Here is an 18,172-nt window from a genome sequence, read left to right as displayed (position 1 = left end):
TCATGTTCGCCCACAACGATTGTGATGCACCGGCACCGACCGACGCGCGCGGCCGTCGTCAGCCGTAGGCTACGTCGATGGCGTAGCGGGTGAATCCGAGACGTTCGTACGTGCGCAACGCGGCGGCGTTGTCGCCCTCCACGTACAGTTCGACCTCTGTCATGCCACGCTCGGCGAGATGATGCAGTCCGGCAAGCGTCAACAACCGCCCCAACCCGCGGCCCTGAGCCGCCGGATCGACCCCGACGATATAGACCTCACCAAGATCGGCGTCGTGCCGCTTGGTCCAGTGAAAACCCAACAACTGCGCGGGATTGGCGGCGTCGAAGGCCAAAAAGAGGCCGGCCGCATCGAACCAGGAGCTGTGCACCCGATCGGAGATCTGGTCGGCCGTCCACCCACCCTGCTCCGGATGCCAGTCGAACGACGCATTGTTGACCCGCAGGATCTCGGCGTCGTCGGCGGAGCCGGCATAGGTCCGCAACACGATGTCGTCGCCCACCTCGAGCGGGGGCAGCGCGTCGGCGGCGCCACCCACGGGGCGGCGCAGCTGCAGGAGCTCACGCCGCCGGGTCAGGCCCAACGCCGCCGCCGTGGCCACCGCAGCAGGCAGATCCCCGTGTGCCCACACACGCGGCGCCGGTTCGGCGACCATCTCGCGGGCGACGTCAAAAGCCTTCAGTAGCAACTCACGGCCGTGGCCGCGTCCGCGCGAACCGGGGTCCACCACCGCCTCGATCATCGCCGGCTCATCGTCGCGGCCGACGCTGACGTTGGCATAGCCGGTGTCGGAAAGAATGTGGCGCACACCCGGATCGTCGGCATCGCCGATAGCCTTTTCCGCTTGCTCCGACAGCGGCGCAACGCCGTCGACCGCCCGTGCCGCGGTGACCATCGCCCGTGCCCGAGCAGCCTGCTCCGGCGTCAGCCGATCCATCACCATCGGATCTGCGGCAGACCCCTCAGTTCCCTGCACTCGCACTGAACTCCTCGTACGGACCGCCCAGATCGTCCGTGTCGATGTCGTCTTCGCCGATGTCGTCACCGGCGGTGTCGTCGCCCATCACGTCGAGTGAGTCCGCCGCACCGCTGCCCCGACCGCGGTTGGGGCGCACCGCCTTGTAGCCGACGTTACGCACCGTACCGATCAGCGACTCGTGCTCGCTGCCCAGCTTGGCGCGCAACCGTCGAACGTGCACGTCCACGGTCCGGGTACCGCCGAAGAAGTCGTATCCCCAGACCTCTTGCAGCAGTTGCGCCCGGGTGAACACCCGGCCCGCGTTCTGCGCGAGGTACTTGAGTAGCTCGAACTCCTTGTAGGTGAGATCGAGCGGGCGCCCGCGCAACCGCGCGGTGTAGGTGCCCTCATCGATGACGAGCTCCCCCAGCGTGACCTTGCCGCTCGCCTCCTCGGTGGTCATGCCCCGAGTACGAACCACCAACAACCGCAGTCGCGCGTCGAGTTCGGCCGGCCCCGTACCCGGTAGCAGGAACTCATCGAGCCCCCAGTCCGCGTTGACCGCCACCAATCCACCTTCGGTGAGCACTGCGGCCACCGGCACCGACGACCCGGTGCTGCCGAGTAACCGACACAGACCGCGTGCAGCCGCCAGGTCGGAGCGCGCATCGACGATCGCGACGTCGGCATTGCCCGCCTCCATCAACGACGACACCTCGGTCGGCGCGGTCCGCACGGTATGTGCCAGCAGCGACAACGACGGCAACACTGCTTCCGGGTTCGGATCGGCTGTCAACAGCAAGAGATCCATGAACCACTCCGATCTCGTCGTTCCCCAAACCCTCGGTCACGCTCTCCCGAGCGCCCCTGTGAGCCCGGTGCGACGTCGGCATGGACCGCCGGCGATTGTTTACGCCGCCTTACCAACGTGTGCGCGATAGATGACAGAATAGCGCCAATGGGGCGTTTCGCTGTTAACAAGGCGACCGGGGAGGGTCGGCGACAGCGCGCAGAGCACCCGCGCCGCGCACTGCGGCGAGGCATCGGGATCGGCATCGTCGCGATCGTCGTACTCGGGGCCGCGGCGCTGCTCGCCGACACCCTCGTCGCGATGCGGGCCGAACACTCGCTGTCGAAGGCACTGCTCGATTCGCCACGCCTGAGCTACGACCCCGAGGTCACGATCAGCGGTTTTCCGTTCACGAGCCACGCGCGCGCCGGCGAGTTCGGCGGCGCGGTGATCACCGCGCGCGGCGTCTCGGTCGATTGTCCAGAACTCACGGACTGCCACGCGGAGATGGGCGCGACCCTGGGGGCGATCTCGGTGCCCGACGGCTTCGAATTTCAGCCAAGTGACTTGATACACACCTCGTCGGCGCAGGCCTACACGCGGCTCGATTCGGTCAATCTCGGGCGCATGCTCGGCATCATCGACCTGACCGTGAACACCCCGGCCCCCGCCGACCGAGCGGGTGGCGGCGGACCCGCGGACGGACTGTTGCGGCGGACGAGCGGTGTGCTGCTGACGGGCACCGTCGCGCTCCCCCCGGTCAATCGGGCCACCGATGTGCCGCCGTCGGCGTCGATGTATCCCGGCCCGACCGTACGGGTGAGTGTCGCGGCCGACCTGTCGGTCGACGACGGTCGGCTGCGAATCACCGCGACCGATTTCTATCGCGGACCCGAAGAACACGTCGAGTCCGATATCGCCGACGACCTGCACGCCTACGTTCTGTCCCGCTTCAGCACTCTCCTCGGCCCGGTACCGATGCCGTGGGCCATCACCCCCACCGAGGCCACCAGCGAAGGTAGCGATGTCCTGCTCATCGGCGACACCGGGGCCCGCGACCTCCGGCCCGACGAGTTCTGAGCACCCAGCCGTTTGGGAGGGCCGATGCGTCCCTGTATGGTGAGGCGCATGCAGCTGCGCCGTGAGTTCATGCTCACTCGCCGTCGTGCGATCGACTTCTGTCGTGTCGCCGACTGTTGCTGTCGTTAGACGGTGGACGTGGCGTCGGGAGATCGACGCGTTCACCTTCTCGATGGCGGCCGGGCAGTCTTGCACACCTCATCTATTGTGTCCGATCCGGACTCCTCCGTCGGTGACGACATCTGCCACGACGGTTCGGCCTTCATCACCCGCTCCACATCGCACACAACCTCCGATAGTTCGGGAAGGATCAACCATGGCACGCAGCGACGTCCTGGTCAGCGCCGATTGGGCTGAGCAGAACCTCAACGCCGACAAGACCGTCTTCGTCGAGGTCGACGAGGACACCAGCGCGTACGACGGTGGCCACATCGCCGGCGCCGTGAAGCTCGACTGGAAGACCGATCTGCAGGACCCGGTCCGTCGCGACTTCGTCGACGCCGACCAGTTCTCCAAGCTCCTGTCCGAGCGCGGCATCGCCAACGACGACACCGTCGTCCTCTACGGTGGCAACAACAACTGGTTCGCCGCCTACGCGTACTGGTACTTCAAGCTCTACGGCCACAACGATGTCAAGCTGCTCGACGGTGGCCGCAAGAAGTGGGAGCTCGACGGCCGTCCGCTGTCGACCGACGCAGTGAACCGCCCGGCCACCAGCTACAAGGCCGCCGAGCCGGACACCTCCATCCGCGCGTTCCGCGACGAGGTCGTCGACGCGATCGGCGCCAAGAACCTGGTCGACGTGCGCAGCCCCGACGAATTCACCGGCAAGATCCTCGCCCCGGCTCACCTGCCGCAGGAGCAGAGCCAGCGTCCCGGTCACATCCCGGGCGCGATCAACGTGCCGTGGAGCAAGGCCGCCAACGAGGACGGCACCTTCAAGAGCGACGAGGATCTCGCCGAGCTCTACTCCGAAGCGGGCCTCGACGGCGAGAAGGAGACCATCGCCTACTGCCGTATCGGCGAGCGGTCGAGCCACACCTGGTTCGTGCTCAAGGAGCTGCTCGGCCACCAGAACGTGAAGAACTACGACGGCAGCTGGACCGAGTACGGTTCGCTGGTCGGTGTCCCGGTCGAGCTGGGAGAAGGAAAGTAATCATGTGTGCTGCACCCAAACAGGGCCAGAAGCTTCCCGCCGGCGTGGACGTCGAGAAGGAGACCGTGCTGACCGGCGCCGTCAACGATGAGTCGGGCACCCCGGTGGCCGGCGCGTTCGTCCGGCTGCTCGACTCCACCGGCGAGTTCACCGCCGAGGTCGTGGCCAGCCCGACCGGCGACTTCCGATTCTTCGCCGCTCCCGGCAAGTGGACGTTGCGTGCGCTGTCGTCGTCGGGCAACGGCGACGTGACCGTGTCCCCGGAGGGACCCGGCGTGCACGAGCACGACATCGTCGTGAGCAAATAGGTCGTCAGCGAGTATGTGGTGAGCAAGTAGCACGCCACTGGACCACCGAGGCCCCCGGGTACCACCCGGGGGCCTCGCCGTGTTCGGGCCGCTCATGGTGACCGAGCAGCGACCGCCGCGCAGGACCCGAAAGCCGGGCGGTAGACTCCTCGCGTGGTCATCTTCTTCGAGATTCTGCTGATTCTGGCATCGATCCTGATCGCCTGGTTCGGTGTGTACGTCCTCTACCGTCTGATCACCGACGAGTCGTGACCTCCGCAGACGCGGACGGCGCCGACGACCAGCCGACCCCGGCCGGCCGCCGGTCCGGCGACGAAGCAATCACCCAGGCGGCCGAACGCGCGCGGGAGACCGCCGAACGGAACCTGCCCGAGTGGGGCGATCTGCCGCTGCCGCACGACACCGCCAACCTGCGCCACGGCGCGGATCTGCATTCCGGTCTGCTCGCCCTGCTACCGATGGTGGGGATCTGGCAGGGCGAGGGTGAGGCGAACGACCCCGAGACCGGCGAGGACTATCACTTCGCGCAACAGATCGTGGTGAGCCACGACGGCCAGAACTTCCTCAACTGGCAGGCACGCTCCTGGGTGATCGACGAGGATGCGCACTTCGTCCGTCCGGACCTGCGCGAGACGGGCTTCTGGCGGATCGGTGACGACGACAGCATCGAACTGCTTCTCGCCCATGCCGAGGGGTCGATCGAACTCTTCTACGGTGCACCGCTGACCCAAACGTCCTGGGAGCTCGCCACCGATGTGGTGATCAAGGCCGACTCCGGCCGCCGCACCGGTGGGGCCAAGCGGCTCTACGGACTTGTCGAGGACGGTGACCTGGCCTACGTCGAGGAACGCGTGGACGCCGACGGTGACCTCATCCCGCGTCTGTCGGCCAAACTGCGCCGCGTCGCCGGCTGACCGCCACCGTCGAGCACTCAGTGCTGCGACCGACGATGCCGACGGTGACGGCGATCTGACCAGGGACGATCTGACCAGGCGAGATACAGATTCTTCTTCGGGATGGCGCTGTAGACCACGGTCCCGAGCATGACCACCACCGACCCGTAGTTGGTGGGGGTGCCGGGCCGCCCGGATGCGCCCGGGACGAACCCACCCGCGGAATCCACACTCGCCGCACGCCCGGCGGTTCCACCCCGTCGCGTACCCACCACCGAGAACACCTGCCCGGTGTCGGCATCCGACCGCACCGGGAACACCCGTCTGCCGCGCGGCGCGATCTCGGCGACTGCCCGATCCGATCCGAGGTTGTAGATCACCGCGATCGACTCGTCGCCGGTATTGCGGATGGTCAACGTCTCGGCGCCCGTTCGATACTGGTAGGTCACCCCGTCGGCCTCGGCGTCGAGGTGGTCCTGCTGGTTGTAGCCACACTCCCAATCGGCACTCCACGGCGTCAGGAAGTTGCGGGCCAGGTGATCACGACGATCGGGGACGGGCAGCGCACTGGGCATCAGTACACCACCGGCCAACCACATCACGCCCAGAATCGTCGGGCTCCCGTCGGTCCGCGGCGCCTGCACGTAGCAGACCTGGTCGCCGGGTGGCACCGGCACCGACTCGCCCGGCTCGGCGACCAGGAGGTCCAGCGGCCCGTCGGCGCCCACGGTCAACACCGCGACGGGCCCGTCGGAACGGTTGTGAATGGTCACCTCGGAATCGATCCGGGTGTGATGAACCCCGTGCGTCAGCGGGTCGACGAAGACGAATGACGGCGACGTGGGGACCCCGAAATCGACGTCGCCGGGTCGCCAGAAGATGCCGTCGGGATCGCGCTGATCCCAATCGACCTCGCCGACTTCCGGGCCGTCGAGAATCATCTGCGGTTCACCGGTATGTGCGTCGCGGCCTTCGAGGATCTGCCCGACAAGCACCGGACGTCGGTCGATGCGCGCCGATTGCAGTACGTGGGAGTCGGCGGAAGGCAGAGCCACGGAGCTGCCGGCGGGCAGGTGGGTGAAGACATTGTCGGAGGTACCAGGCCGCTCGGGGACCGACAGCACGCCGAGCTCGGAATCGCCGCGATTGTGCAGGACCAGGTGGTCGGCGCCGGGTGCGTGCGAATACGCCAACCCGCTGACGTGACCGGCAACCCAGTTCGCGGCGCCGTCGTTGGTCCAGTCCGCATCATCGGGGGTGAGAAACCGCGCTCGGACGTGCTCGTCGACGCGGCCGTCGAGCTCTGCCGCCGACGCGCGCGGACCCTGCGCGATCGGCTCGTCCAGGACGGACACCACGTGTGCATGCGTCGTGGTCATGGCGGTCTCCCTTGCGAGTATTCGTTCATCTGTGGTTCGCGCCCCGGCCCGGTGCGGATGGGTCGGTGTGATCTGTGCTGATCGACGCCTGTGCCTAGTTCACGTCACGATCAGGTCGCGAACACGAGTAGTCGACTACTTGAATTACGCATCGACCCTGCGGTGATCTGCGTTACTTCCGGCGCATCGCGTCGAATGCCTGGTGCCGCGGACGCAGACGGCCCCCGTACCGCCCGTGAACGGGCCTGAGCCGATCGGACAAGGATCGGGGTACGGGGGCCGGGTGACCACCTGGGATTCGCCGACGCGGACCGGTGCGACGTCACCGATCCCTCTCGGCATCGGCCGCGCACTCCGCGGAGGTGAACACCTCGGTCCGCGCTAGCGGATGGTCACCTCACGTGTCCAACAGTCATACAACTTCGAACCACCTCCTTCCTCGTGTACCGACGAAGATACGCTCGGACCCGGCGCGCGGCAACAGGTTTTCAGCCGGTTGGCGACGGCAGCACCTCGAGCACCCGGCATCGCGGATTCTCCGACGAAATCTGTTGTGCTGCAGGATCATGCGTGATCACCACCACGATCCGCGCCGAATCGAACAGGCCGCGGGTACGCCCGAGAAGTCGGTGCAGCAGCACCGCCGAGTCGGCAGCGTCGAGGTGCTCGGTCGGCTCGTCGAGCACCACCACCGGCGCCGGGTGCACCACAGCCCGCGCGAGCAGCAGACGTCTGCGCTGCCCACCACTGACGGCCGCCGACCCCCCGACGAGCTCGGTGTCGAGTCCGTCGGCCAGACCCGCCAGCCAGGTCCGCAGACCCACGGACTCGAGGGCGGCGACCAGCTCGTCGTCGCTCGCGTCCCCGCGGGCGACCCGCAGATTCTCCCGCAGCGTGGTGGAGAACAGGTGGCCTTCCTCGGCGAAATAGCAGCTCGCCGAGCGGACGTCCACTGTCGCGCCGTGGTCGTCGCGGGTGTCGATGCGGCCCGCGTGCGGTGCCAACAGCCCGGTCACGGTGAGGCCGAGGGTGCTCTTGCCCGCGCCGCTCGGACCGACGATCACCAAGCGGTCGCCCGGTGACAAGTGCAGATCGAGTCCGTCGGCCGATCCCAGGCAATCGCCGGCAGGCCATCCCCACCGCAGGCCGGTGGTGTCCAGGGTGACCGGGCCGGAGTGAATGGCGCGATCGGGTCCGTCGCCCTCGGGTTCTCCTGCGGCGCCGTCCACACCGGCACCGTCCACCAGGGCCATCACCCGTCGGGCGCTCTGACGACTGCGCTCGAGTTGGATACCCGCCTCGGTGAGCGGACCCGTCGATTCGAACGCCGACAACGGCAACAGGATCAGGACTCCGAGCACCATCGGTGTCAGCCCCTCCCCCGATGCCACGTCGGCCAGCGATCCGGGGATCTGCGAGGCCAGGTGCACCCCGATGAGGCATGCCGCGAGCAGTGATGCCCCCATCGACAGCGGTGTGGCGGCACTCGCCGCCGCCTCGTAGCGCAGGCCGCGGTCGGCTGCGGCCAGGGCGTCGGCCTCGGTGCGCCGCGCGATGGCCAACACCTCGGAGCGTCGACGGGCCACGGTCAGTTCCGGCGCATGCCACAGCGCGGTGACCGCGGCATCGGCCGACCGGTCATGTGCGGCGGAGGAGTCCGCGATGGTCCGCGCCGCTCCCCGCGCGGCCAGCGCCGGTGCGAGCAGTCCGCTGACGATCATTGCGACCGCGAGCACCCCGGCGGCCCACCAGGAGACGGAAGCCATGATGGCGACGGCCGCCACGCTGGTCACCGCGCCCACGGCGATCGGGATGACGCCGCGGATCAGGGCGTTGCCGATCTCGTCGATGTCGTCACCGGTTCGGCCGAGCAAGTCCGAGCGCCGCAGGCTGACCGAGTAGGCGGGCGAGCCCGCGGCCAGAGTCCGGTACACCCGCTCGCGTGCAGTGGCCATCGCGCCGAGCGCCAGATCATGGGTGGCCAGACGCTCGAGATAGCGAAAGACACCGCGAGAGATGCCGAGGGCGCGCACCGCGGTGATCGCGACCGACAGGTAGAGCACGGGCGGCATCTGCCAGGCGCGGGTGATCAGCCAGGCCGACAGCGCGGCGAGTCCCAGTGCCGAGAGGGCTCCGCCGACACCGAGGAGGATCGACTTGACCAGCGGGCGCCCACGCAGCCCGAGGAAAGCGAAGGCCCGGCGCAGCGCGGCGTCCGATGACACCGGGGGCGCCGTGCCGATATCCCGGCCGGGTCGGGTCGTCATGCCGACTCCTGTCCGACTACGAGAACACGATCGGCGAACGCGCGTGCCACCGACTGATGGGCCACCACCACCACGGTGTCCCCCGCCGCCGCCCGGGCGGACAGGACCTCGAATACGGCACGCACCGATGCGTCGTCGAGATGCGCCGCCGGTTCGTCGAGCAAAAGCAGAGGCGCCGGGGACGCCAGTGTCCGGGTGAGCGCGAGACGCTGACGCTGGCCGGCCGACAGCCCCGAGCCGTCCGCACCGATCGGGGTGTCGACGCCGTCGGGCAGGGCCGCGAGCACCCTGTCGAACCCGGTGGCAGCCGCGGCACGGGCCGACGCAGCCGATTCGAGCCGGCCGAACAGCGCGAGGTTCTCGCTCACCGTGCCGGGCACCATCACGGGTTGCTGCGGCAGCCACGCGATCTGTTCGTGCAGGAGGCTCGGTTCGAGTTCGGCGACGGGAATCGAGCCGATCAGCACCGACCCGCTGTCGGGAGCCACCAGCCCCATCACCGCCAGCAGGGCGGTGGACTTCCCGGCCCCGTTCGCCCCGGTCACCATGGTGAGCCGGCCGGGTTCGAACACGGCGTCGAGGTGCTCGGGTGCCCAGCCGTCCCGGCCGTGCACACCGACATCGAGCAGTCGGACCGGCTGCCCGGCCACCGAACAGCCCCGGCGGCCCGGCGCGATCACCGCGTCGTCGGGTGCCGACTCGATCAGGTCGAGGACCTCGCCGGCGGCGGCGACGCCGTCGGCGGAGTTGTGGAACTGGGCGCCCACCTGCCGCAACGGGTGATAGGCCTCAGGAGCCAGGATGAGCGCCAGCACACCGGCATACAGGCTCATGTCGCCGTGGACCAGCCGTAGACCGATGCCGACCGCGACCACCGCCACACTCAAGGTGGCCAGCAGTTCCAGCACCGCCCCCGACAGGAAGGCCACCCGCAACGCCGACATCGTGCTGCGTCGCTGCGCCCGACCAAGTTCGGCCACCCTCGCCGCCGGACCACGAGCGCGGTTGAGCGCACGCAGAGTCGGTAGTCCGGCGATCAGGTCGAGCAGTTGCGCCGCCAGGCGACTGGTCGCCGCCAGTTTGCGATCGGTCCGTTCCCGGGTCATCAGACCGATGAGGATCATGAACAGCGGGATCAGCGGCAAAGTGATGAGGATGGCCACAGCCGACGGCCAATCGGTGAACCCGATCACCACCACGACCGTCGGCGTGACCGTCATCGTGACGATCAGTGCGGGAAGGTAACCCGACAGGTATGGTCCCAACGCGTCGAGTCCCCGCAACACCACCGTCGCGGCGTGTTCGCGACGGGCCACCAGGGCACGCACCGAGGTCTGCGTCGGGTCCGTGAGGACGTCGAGCGCCCGGCCGCGCAGCTGGGCGATGACCCGCGCGGCCCCACGGTGGGCGTAACGGTCGTGCAAGTAGGTCAGCATTCCGCGCGCGACGAGAGCCCCGGCCAACACCGCCAGATGCAGTTGTTGGGCACCCAACGATCGCCGGCTCGGGTCGACGATGAGTTCGGAGACGATCGAAGCCGCCATCGCCGCTGTCACGATGGTCATCGCCACACCGGCGAAGGCGAACATCGCCGTGGCGACAACGTAGCCGCGGGCAACCGTGGAGTGCCGCAGCAGTCGCGGATCGACCGGCCCTGACCGTCCCGCGGTGGCCGGCCCGGGATTCGGCGAACCGTCCTCGGTCGTGGCCTCGGCCGTGGCCGTGGTAACCGGGGCGCGGAGGGGTCGGGTCACTGCGAACGCATACGCAATGACGGCAACCCGGTGGGCGCCGGGATCTGCTCCACGGACAGCCGCTTGCGGAAGACCCAGTAGGTCCATGCCTGGTAGGCCATGACAACGGGGGTGATCAGCACCGCGGCCCACGTCATGATGGTCAGCGTGTAGTTGCTCGACGAGGTGTTGGCGATGGTGAGGTTGTAGGCCTCACTCGTGCTCGACGGCAGTACGTTCGGGTAGAGCACGGCGAACAATGTTGCCACCGTGCCGCCGATGGCGACGAAGGTCGCGGCGAAGGCGATGCCCTCTCGGCGGATCTGCGTGGCGACCACCATCACCACCGCGGCAACCGCGCCGATCAGCACCGGTATCCAGGTCCATCCGTTGCCGTAGGCGAACTGCGTCCAGAGCAGGAAGACCGCGGCCACCACGAGCGTCGGGATCGCGAGCCGTGCGGCGTAGGTCATTGCGTCCTGTTTCAGCACACCGGAGGTCTTGAGCGCGAGGAAGACCGCGCCGTGGGTCAAGAAGGCGAGCAGCGTGGTGAGTCCGCCGAGCAGGGCGTACGGGTTGAGCAGGTTGAAGAAGCCTGCGGTGTATTGATATTCGGCGTCGATGGGAATGCCACGGACCACATTCGCGAACGCCACTCCCCAGAGGATCGCCGGAATCCACGAGCCCAGGCCGATACCCACGTCGGCGGCCTTGCGCCACTTCGGATCGTCGATCTTGCCGCGCCATTCGATGGCGCAGACCCGGGTGATCAGCCCGATCAGGATGAGGAACAGCGGGAGATAGAAAGCGCTGAACATCGTTGCGTACCAGCCGCCGAACGCCGCGAACAGCGCGGCGCCGGCGGTGATCACCCATACCTCGTTGCCGTCCCACACCGGTCCGATGGTGTTGAGAATGGTTCGACGCCGAGCATCGGGATCGGCGAGCTCCTCGGTGGGTGACACCGATTCGTCACCGCCGGTGTGACTGCGGCCGAGGAACGGCATCAGCATGCCGACGCCGAAATCGAAGCCTTCCAACACGAAGTAGCCGACGAACAGAAACGCGATGATCAGGAACCAGAGTTCGGGCAGACCCATCGTCGACCTCCTCAGTACGCGAACGAGAGTTGTTTGGGCTCATCAGTATCCGACGGTTCGTCGGGCGGTACCGCGTCATAGGTGGCCGGACCCTCGATGATGTATCGGCGTTGCAGCATGAACCAGACCACGCCGAGCGCACCGTAGAGCAGGGTGAATCCGATCAGCGTGACCCACACTGTCGCCGCCACATGGTCGGACACACCGTCCTGCACCAGCATGTGGATGCGCAGTGGATCGAGGTCATCTTCCCAGTTCGGCACCACCACCCACGGCTGGCGGCCCATCTCGGTGAAGATCCAGCCGGAACTGTTGGCCAGGAACGGGGTCGGAATCATCCACAGCGCGAACAACCCGAATCTGCGGGATTCCACCACCCGCTTCTTGCGGGTGAGCCACAGCGCGCCCAGCGCGAGCAGGGCCGACCCGAGCGCCCAGGTGATCATGGCGCGGAAACCCCAGTAGGTGACGAACAGATTCGGCGCGAAGCTCTGGCCCGGCATGCCGAATTGTTCCTGATACTGCACCTGCAACTCGTTGACACCCTGCACAGTGCTGTTGATGTCCCGGTTGGCCAGGAAGGACAGCATGTTCGGGATCTCGATGACCTGGGTGATGTTGTCGCAGTTGTTCTGCCGTCCGATGGCGAGCACCGAGAACGGCGCGCCGGTGGTGGTTTCGCACAGCGACTCCGCCGAGGCCATCTTCATCGGCTGCTGTTTGAACATGATCTCGGCCTGGATGTCGCCGGTGATGAACAGCGCGACACCGGAGACCATCACGACCCACAGTGCCAATCTGGTCACCGGGCGCCAGAGACGACGGGCGTCGTGCTCCAGATCTTCCGGCGTGGCGTCGACCTGGCTCGGCGAGGTGGTGGGCGGCAGATCGGCGGTCTCGCCGGCTTCAGACGCCGCGCGCAGTTTCTTCGCCCGCCACATGTTGCGAGCCATCCACCAGCAACCGATCGCCGCGACAAAAGTGCCTGCGGTCAGGAAAGCGCCGGCGATCACATGGGGGAAGGCGGCCAACGTGGTGTTGTTGGTGAGCACCGCCCAGAAGTCATTCATCGCCGGTCGGTCACGTGAGTCGTCCCAGGCGACACCGACCGGATGCTGCATCCAGGAGTTGGCGGCGATGATGAAGTAGGCGGACGCATTGACCCCGATTGCGGCAAGCCAGATGCAGGCGAGGTGTACCCGACGCGGCAGCCGGCCCCAACCGAAGATCCACAGTCCGATGAACGTGGACTCCAGGAAGAATGCGACCAGACCCTCGAACGCCAGCGGCGCACCGAAGACGTCGGCGACGAACCGGCTGTACTCGCTCCAGTTCATGCCGAACTGGAATTCCTGCACGATGCCGGTGGCGACGCCGAGGGCGAAGTTGATCAGGAACAGCTTGCCGAAGAACTTGGTGGCGCGCAGCCACTGCTCGTTGCCGGTCACATGCCAGACCGTCTGCATCACCGCGATCATCGGCGCCAGGCCGATGGTCAGGGGGACGAGAATGAAGTGATAGACGGTGGTGATCCCGAATTGCCATCGGGAGACATCAAGAGCGTCCATGTCGCCTCAATCAGAGTCGGTGCATCGGGCTGCGATGCACGGGCCGGTCCGGCTGTGCGAACTCCTGACCACCGAACCACACCTACTACTACAAGACGTCGTAGTAGGTGTGTGGCCCACGCTACGCTGCGCAGAACGTCCGGCTCAAGCCCTTCGCAGTCAGATCGCACCCGGATTCAATTGTGGGATGCATCGCGTCGTTCGGCGCGCCAGAGCTCGGTCACCGCCGAAGGACCCCGATGACGACATCATTCTCGATCAACACAAATGGCACGGTCCACCAAATCGACGAAATCGTGGTGGTTCGGTGACACCGGCATGATGTAGCGATTGAGCGAGGTGACCCGCGCGGCCAGCGCGACACTGCTGATCAGCCAGACCGAGTCCGCCGCGATGAGGTCGGCGCGGCCGAGCGCGTCGGTGCGGGTGGTCCACCCTTCGGACGCCGCGGTTTCGAACACCGCTCGTTGAGTGGTGCCCGGCAGGATTCCGGCCTCCGACGGCGGGGTGGTCAGGGTGGTTCCGGTCACGGTGACGACTGTCGAGCGCGGCCCCTCGAGGACCGAGCCCTCACTACTCAGGTAAATCACGTCATCGAACCCGTTCGCAGCCGCGTAGCGCAGCGCAGCCATGTTGGTCGCATAGCTCAAGGTCTTGGCGCCCAACAGCTGCCACGGGGCGCGGTCGGCGAGGTCGGTGGAGAACCCGCGGTCCAGCGTCACCACCGAAACGCCCTCGGACCGGGCCGCGGCGACCCGGTCGGCAACCGGCCCGGCCATCAGGTAGGCCGTCGGTCCAGCGTCCGGGACACTCTCCCGGCCGCGCGAGTAGACCAGGCGCAGCCATGCCTCGGCATCAGGGTTTGCGCGGGACCACTGCTTCTCGACGACCTCGATGGCACCGCGCCACTGCGCACGGTCGGGCGCGGGCAGCTCCATCATCGCTGCACTGCGCTCGAGCCGATCGAGGTGCGCGCCCACCTTGCGGGTACGCCCGGAACGGATGAGCAGCGTCTCGAACACCCCGTCCCCGCGCAGCGCGGCGAGGTCGTCGGCGTGCAGGAACGGGACGTCGGGGTCATGCACCGTGCCGTCGAGGGTCACCAGGATCTGCGCAACAGCCATGGCACGAGGCTAGCTACCCACACCGAGGATTCGCGGGATCCCGTAGGCAGTGCGCCTTTCGGGCCGCCAAGATGCGAACGCGTCGACCCGTAGGATGGACGTTGTGGCCGCGTCACCAATTTTGACCAGGTACTCCGACCAGGGCGCCGTGCCCGGTCCCGATTCCGCCGACGACCTGCTCCATGTCGCCTGGCACTATGGAGATCCTCTCGGGGAGCAGCGGGCAGCGCAACGCACCGCGGTGATCGTCGACAGGTCCGATCGGGCCGTCATCGAGATCCCGGGCGCCGATCGTTTGTCCTGGCTGCACACCATCTCCAGCCAGCACGTCGCGTCGCTCGCCGACCGGCACAGCGCCGAGAACCTCTCTCTCGACCTGAACGGGCGTGTCGAGGAGCATTTCGTGCTCACCGACATCGACGGGATCACCTGGATCGACTGCGAGGGCAGCCGGGGCGCCCCGTTCACGGACTTCCTCACCAAGATGGTGTTCTGGGCCAAGGCCGAACCGGCCGCGCGCCCCGACATGGCGGTGTTGACGCTGATCGGTCCCGACATCGTCGGTGGACCCATCGCCGAGCTGCTCGAACTGACGCCCGATGCCGAGGTGTACACCGCCGGCAGCCTCCCCGAACTGCACCACGAGGACGAGCCGATCGGCTTCTGGCGGGTCATGCCCGGCCTCGGTGACGGCGGACGAGTGCCGGTGGTCGACCTCGTGGTGCCCGACCATGCGGTGCAGTCGTGGTGGGCGCAGCTCACCGAACTCGGCGTCCGGATGGCCGGCACCTGGGCTTACGACGCGATGCGCGTCGCGGCGCTGCGACCGCGGCTGGGTGTCGACACCGATGAACGCACCATCCCGCACGAGGTCGACTGGATCGGGGGTCCGGAGGTTCACGGTGCGGTCCACCTCGACAAGGGGTGCTACCGCGGCCAGGAGACGGTCGCTCGGGTACACAACCTCGGCAAGTCGCCGCGACGCCTCGTCCTGCTTCACCTCGACGGCAGTGGGGACGAGCGGCCGGCCACCGGCGACCCGGTGACTGCGGGCGGTCGGACCGTCGGCCGGGTCGGGACGGTGGTGGATCACTTCGAATGGGGCCCGATCGCCCTCGCGCTGGTGAAGCGGTCGGTGGGACCCGACGTCGACCTCCTCGTCAACGGCGAACATCCGGTGTCCGCCCGGATCGATCCCGATTCGGTGCGCTCCGACGACCACGTGCAGGCCGGACGCGCAGCGGTCGAGCGGCTCCGCCGCGGCGGACAGAACTCGTGAACGACGCGCCACCGAGCGGCACCGTGCTGACCGTCTGTGCCGCAGGCCACGATGTGATCCTGGACAACGTCGGCGCCAGCGGAATAGACAAACGCCCGCAAACAGGCCGGATTCAGGTCACCGAACTAGGCCTGGTGACCGACCACGTCGTCGATACCAAGCACCACGGCGGGATCGACCAGGCGCTGTACGCCTACAGCGAACGCGAGGCGCAGCGGTGGGCCGAGGAACTCGACCGCGACCTCCCGCACGGGTGGTTCGGGGAGAACCTTCGCATCGACGGGCTCGAGACCACCGACGCGGTGGTCGGTGAGCGGTGGGAGATCGGCGACGACGGTCTGGTGGTGGAGACGACGATCCCGCGCACCCCGTGCCGGACCTTCGCCTCCTGGGCTGGTGAACCGAAGTGGGTGAAGCGATTCATGGCACGTGCCGACACCGGCACCTACCTGCGCATCGTGCGGCCCGGCAGTGTCGCCGCAGGGGACGTCGTGCGGGTGACATACCGACCCTCGCACGGCGTTCTGGTGCGCCACCTACTCGCCGGCACCGAGGCCGATGCCGAGGCTCTGTCGGTGTTGCTCTCCCACGACAGTCTCGCACCCAAGGTGCACCGCGAGGCCTCCCGCAAGCTCGCCCGGACCTGAATTTTTGACGCTCTGCGCAGCACATTCTGCGTCGGCGTCGGCGTGTACGGCAGGGCGATCCGCATTATCGAGACGAGCGCGCTAAACTGGGTCCCACGACAGATTCATTACCTAGAGAACGGGGCCGCCAAGTGTTTGGCCGCCCCGTCATTGTGCGAGGGGGTCCCACATGGGCCGCGGCCGGGCAAAAGCAAAGCAGACGAAGGTTGCTCGTCAGCTGAAGTACTCCACTCCCCACACCGACTTCGACAGCTTGCAGCGCGAGCTGTCCGGGTCGGACGACTCGGCGGATCGCCGGGATCCAGTGGATGAGTGGGCCGATGAGGACGAGTGGCGTAGAGCCTGACTCTCGTTCGACGTCGGCATGACCCTCATGCCTCTGCATCGTTGTCGGTGCGCATCACACGAAACCACACCTGATCGGCAAACTCTGGGCATTGTTGCCCGTCTTCGCCCCGGGTGTGGTTTCGTGCTGGGTCTCTGACGTGCGACCGAACCATCGCCGGACCACCTGCGGGCGGTCGGTCACGTCGCGTCCGAATACCACCAACGCCCTGTGCGCGGGACCGGTCGGCCAGGTCGCCATTGCGGCGTCTCGTCGCGTGCCCGAAATCATGTGCCGACAGATGCTGCTGCGTTCGCTGACTGGCGCCATGCGCCACCACAGCGCGTGGACCTGATGTCCCGCGCCGTTCCCTTCACAGAACAGGCGGCGCCTCCGGTCGTTTTCCGGGCACCCCGCAGGTAGCGCCCCGCCATTCAGCTCAGAACCGGGGATGCTCCCCGGACAGCGCCACACGAGGAAGGTCGGGGTTCTTCGGTTCGGCGGCGCGCTTGATGGAGCCGAGAACCCAGTTGTCCACGTGCCGAGCCGTCAGCACCGCCTGAGCCCGCTCGGTGTCCTCTGGCGCGACCACGGCGACCATGCCCACACCCATGTTGAAGGTGCGTTCCATCTCTTCCCGCGCAACCCGTCCGCGTTGAGCGATGAGCGCGAACACCGGCGCCGGGGTCCAGGTCTCCCGTTCGATCTCCGCGACGAGGCCGGCTGGGATCACCCGGGCCAGATTCTCAGCGAGCCCACCACCGGTGACATGGGCGAATGTACGGACATCTGCCTCCGCGGCGACGGCCAGACAATCCCGGGCGTAGATCCTGGTCGGTTCCAGGAGTTCCTCGCCGAGCGAGCGGCCGAACTCCTCGACGTGGCCGGCGAGATCCATGTGCCCCCACTCCAGGAGCACCTTGCGGGCCAGCGAGTAACCGTTGGAATGCAGGCCCGACGACCCCATCGCGATCACGACGTCTCCAGGCCGCACACGCTCGGGCGAGAGGATCGAATCCGCCTCGACCACACCGACGGCGGTGGCCGACAGGTCGTAGTGATCCTCGTCCATCAGACCGGGATGCTCGGCCGTCTCGCCACCGAGCAGAGCGCAACCGGCATCGACGCAACCGTCGGCGATCCCGGCGACGATCTGCGCAACGGTCTCCGGTACGACCTTGCCCACAGCCACATAGTCCTGCAAGAACAACGGCTCGGCGCCGCACACGACGAGGTCGTCGACGCACATGGCGACGAGGTCGCGCCCGACGGTGTCGTGTTTGTTCATCGCCTGAGCGATGGCCAGTTTGGTGCCCACACCGTCGCTTGCGGCGGCCAGCACCGGCTCGCGGTAATTGCCCTTCAATGCGAAGAGACCGGAGAACCCGCCGAGACCGCCCATCACCTCCGGGCGAGAGGCCCGCTTGGCGTGCGGGGCAAAGAGTTCGACCGCGCGCTCACCGGCGTCGATGTCGACGCCCGCGGCGGCGTAGGAAAGACCATCACCACGGTCGTTGGCCGTTGCGTCGGCAGCCGAATCCCGATCGGTCATCTAGCTGAGCACC

The 18,172-nt window shown here is 67.4% G+C and carries 16 protein-coding genes; 7 read left to right on the top strand and 9 right to left on the bottom strand.

Annotated elements, in window-relative coordinates:
- Positions 1 to 58: 58 nt before the first annotated feature.
- Both mshD and OSB52_RS05135 read right to left on the bottom strand, forming a co-directional pair.
- Entirely contained in the window at positions 59 to 943 is an 885-nt protein-coding gene (mshD, locus tag OSB52_RS05140; RefSeq protein WP_266060564.1) for a mycothiol synthase, read from the bottom strand.
- 19 nt (positions 944 to 962) lie between these two features.
- Positions 963 to 1,769 carry a winged helix-turn-helix transcriptional regulator gene (locus tag OSB52_RS05135; RefSeq protein WP_266060519.1) on the bottom strand — a complete coding sequence of 269 codons (807 nt, stop codon included), beginning with the start codon at positions 1,767 to 1,769 and terminating at the stop codon, positions 963 to 965.
- 147 nt (positions 1,770 to 1,916) lie between these two features.
- Here OSB52_RS05135 and OSB52_RS05130 point away from each other — a divergent pair, with 147 nt between their 5' ends.
- From OSB52_RS05130 to OSB52_RS05115, 4 genes are all read left to right on the top strand, one after another.
- Positions 1,917 to 2,828: an LmeA family phospholipid-binding protein gene (locus tag OSB52_RS05130; RefSeq protein ID WP_266060518.1), complete on the top strand. Its 912-nt coding sequence runs from the start codon at positions 1,917 to 1,919 to the stop codon at positions 2,826 to 2,828.
- 316 nt (positions 2,829 to 3,144) lie between these two features.
- Entirely contained in the window at positions 3,145 to 3,984 is an 840-nt protein-coding gene (locus tag OSB52_RS05125) for a sulfurtransferase (protein ID WP_235725928.1), read from the top strand.
- 2 nt (positions 3,985 to 3,986) lie between these two features.
- Positions 3,987 to 4,292: a DUF1416 domain-containing protein gene (locus OSB52_RS05120; protein WP_235725929.1), complete on the top strand. Its 306-nt coding sequence runs from the start codon at positions 3,987 to 3,989 to the stop codon at positions 4,290 to 4,292.
- A 248-nt stretch (positions 4,293 to 4,540) separates the two neighbouring features.
- The gene (locus OSB52_RS05115) at positions 4,541 to 5,206 is read left to right on the top strand and encodes a heme-binding beta-barrel domain-containing protein (RefSeq protein WP_235725930.1); all 666 of its coding nucleotides are present in this window, start codon (positions 4,541 to 4,543) and stop codon (positions 5,204 to 5,206) included.
- Positions 5,207 to 5,223: 17 nt separating this feature from the next.
- Here the strand turns inward: OSB52_RS05115 and OSB52_RS05110 are convergent, their stop codons facing one another.
- The 6 genes from OSB52_RS05110 to OSB52_RS05085 form a co-directional block, all read right to left on the bottom strand.
- Positions 5,224 to 6,564, bottom strand: coding sequence for a hypothetical protein (locus tag OSB52_RS05110; RefSeq protein ID WP_266060516.1), 1,341 nt, complete (start codon positions 6,562 to 6,564; stop codon positions 5,224 to 5,226).
- A gap of 488 nt (positions 6,565 to 7,052) precedes the next feature.
- Positions 7,053 to 8,831, bottom strand: coding sequence for a thiol reductant ABC exporter subunit CydC (gene cydC, locus OSB52_RS05105; protein WP_266060514.1), 1,779 nt, complete (start codon positions 8,829 to 8,831; stop codon positions 7,053 to 7,055).
- Positions 8,828 to 10,585, bottom strand: coding sequence for a thiol reductant ABC exporter subunit CydD (gene cydD, locus OSB52_RS05100; RefSeq protein ID WP_372512326.1), 1,758 nt, complete (start codon positions 10,583 to 10,585; stop codon positions 8,828 to 8,830). The genes cydC and cydD overlap by 4 nt, the downstream gene beginning before the upstream one ends.
- Positions 10,582 to 11,664: a cytochrome d ubiquinol oxidase subunit II gene (gene cydB, locus OSB52_RS05095; protein WP_266060513.1), complete on the bottom strand. Its 1,083-nt coding sequence runs from the start codon at positions 11,662 to 11,664 to the stop codon at positions 10,582 to 10,584. Before cydB ends, cydD begins: the two co-directional genes overlap by 4 nt.
- Positions 11,665 to 11,675: 11 nt before the next feature.
- Entirely contained in the window at positions 11,676 to 13,232 is a 1,557-nt protein-coding gene (locus OSB52_RS05090) for a cytochrome ubiquinol oxidase subunit I (RefSeq protein ID WP_266060512.1), read from the bottom strand.
- A 248-nt stretch (positions 13,233 to 13,480) separates the two neighbouring features.
- Positions 13,481 to 14,356, bottom strand: coding sequence for an aminodeoxychorismate lyase (locus OSB52_RS05085; RefSeq protein ID WP_266060511.1), 876 nt, complete (start codon positions 14,354 to 14,356; stop codon positions 13,481 to 13,483).
- Between the two features lie 103 nt (positions 14,357 to 14,459).
- Between OSB52_RS05085 and ygfZ the strand changes: the two genes are divergently transcribed.
- The 3 genes from ygfZ to OSB52_RS05070 all read left to right on the top strand — a co-directional run bounded on the left by ygfZ (position 14,460) and on the right by OSB52_RS05070 (position 16,628).
- A complete protein-coding gene (ygfZ, locus tag OSB52_RS05080) occupies positions 14,460 to 15,635 on the top strand; it encodes a CAF17-like 4Fe-4S cluster assembly/insertion protein YgfZ (RefSeq protein WP_266060509.1) in 1,176 nt (391 codons plus the stop codon).
- The gene (locus OSB52_RS05075) at positions 15,632 to 16,282 is read left to right on the top strand and encodes an MOSC domain-containing protein (protein WP_266060508.1); all 651 of its coding nucleotides are present in this window, start codon (positions 15,632 to 15,634) and stop codon (positions 16,280 to 16,282) included. The genes ygfZ and OSB52_RS05075 overlap by 4 nt, the downstream gene beginning before the upstream one ends.
- 169 nt (positions 16,283 to 16,451) lie before the next feature.
- Positions 16,452 to 16,628, top strand: coding sequence for a DUF3073 domain-containing protein (locus OSB52_RS05070; RefSeq protein WP_235725938.1), 177 nt, complete (start codon positions 16,452 to 16,454; stop codon positions 16,626 to 16,628).
- Between the two features lie 418 nt (positions 16,629 to 17,046).
- Here OSB52_RS05070 and purM read toward each other — a convergent pair whose 3' ends face one another.
- Positions 17,047 to 18,159 (bottom strand): phosphoribosylformylglycinamidine cyclo-ligase, encoded by a 1,113-nt coding sequence (purM, locus tag OSB52_RS05065; protein ID WP_266060507.1) that lies wholly within the window; start codon positions 18,157 to 18,159, stop codon positions 17,047 to 17,049.
- Positions 18,160 to 18,172 lie beyond the last annotated feature (13 nt).

Source organism: Gordonia aquimaris (assembly GCF_026262595.1).
Classification (GTDB): domain Bacteria; phylum Actinomycetota; class Actinomycetes; order Mycobacteriales; family Mycobacteriaceae; genus Gordonia; species Gordonia tangerina.
The sequence above is the reverse complement of the archived record's forward strand: the minus strand, read 5'-3'. Positions and strand labels throughout refer to the sequence as shown.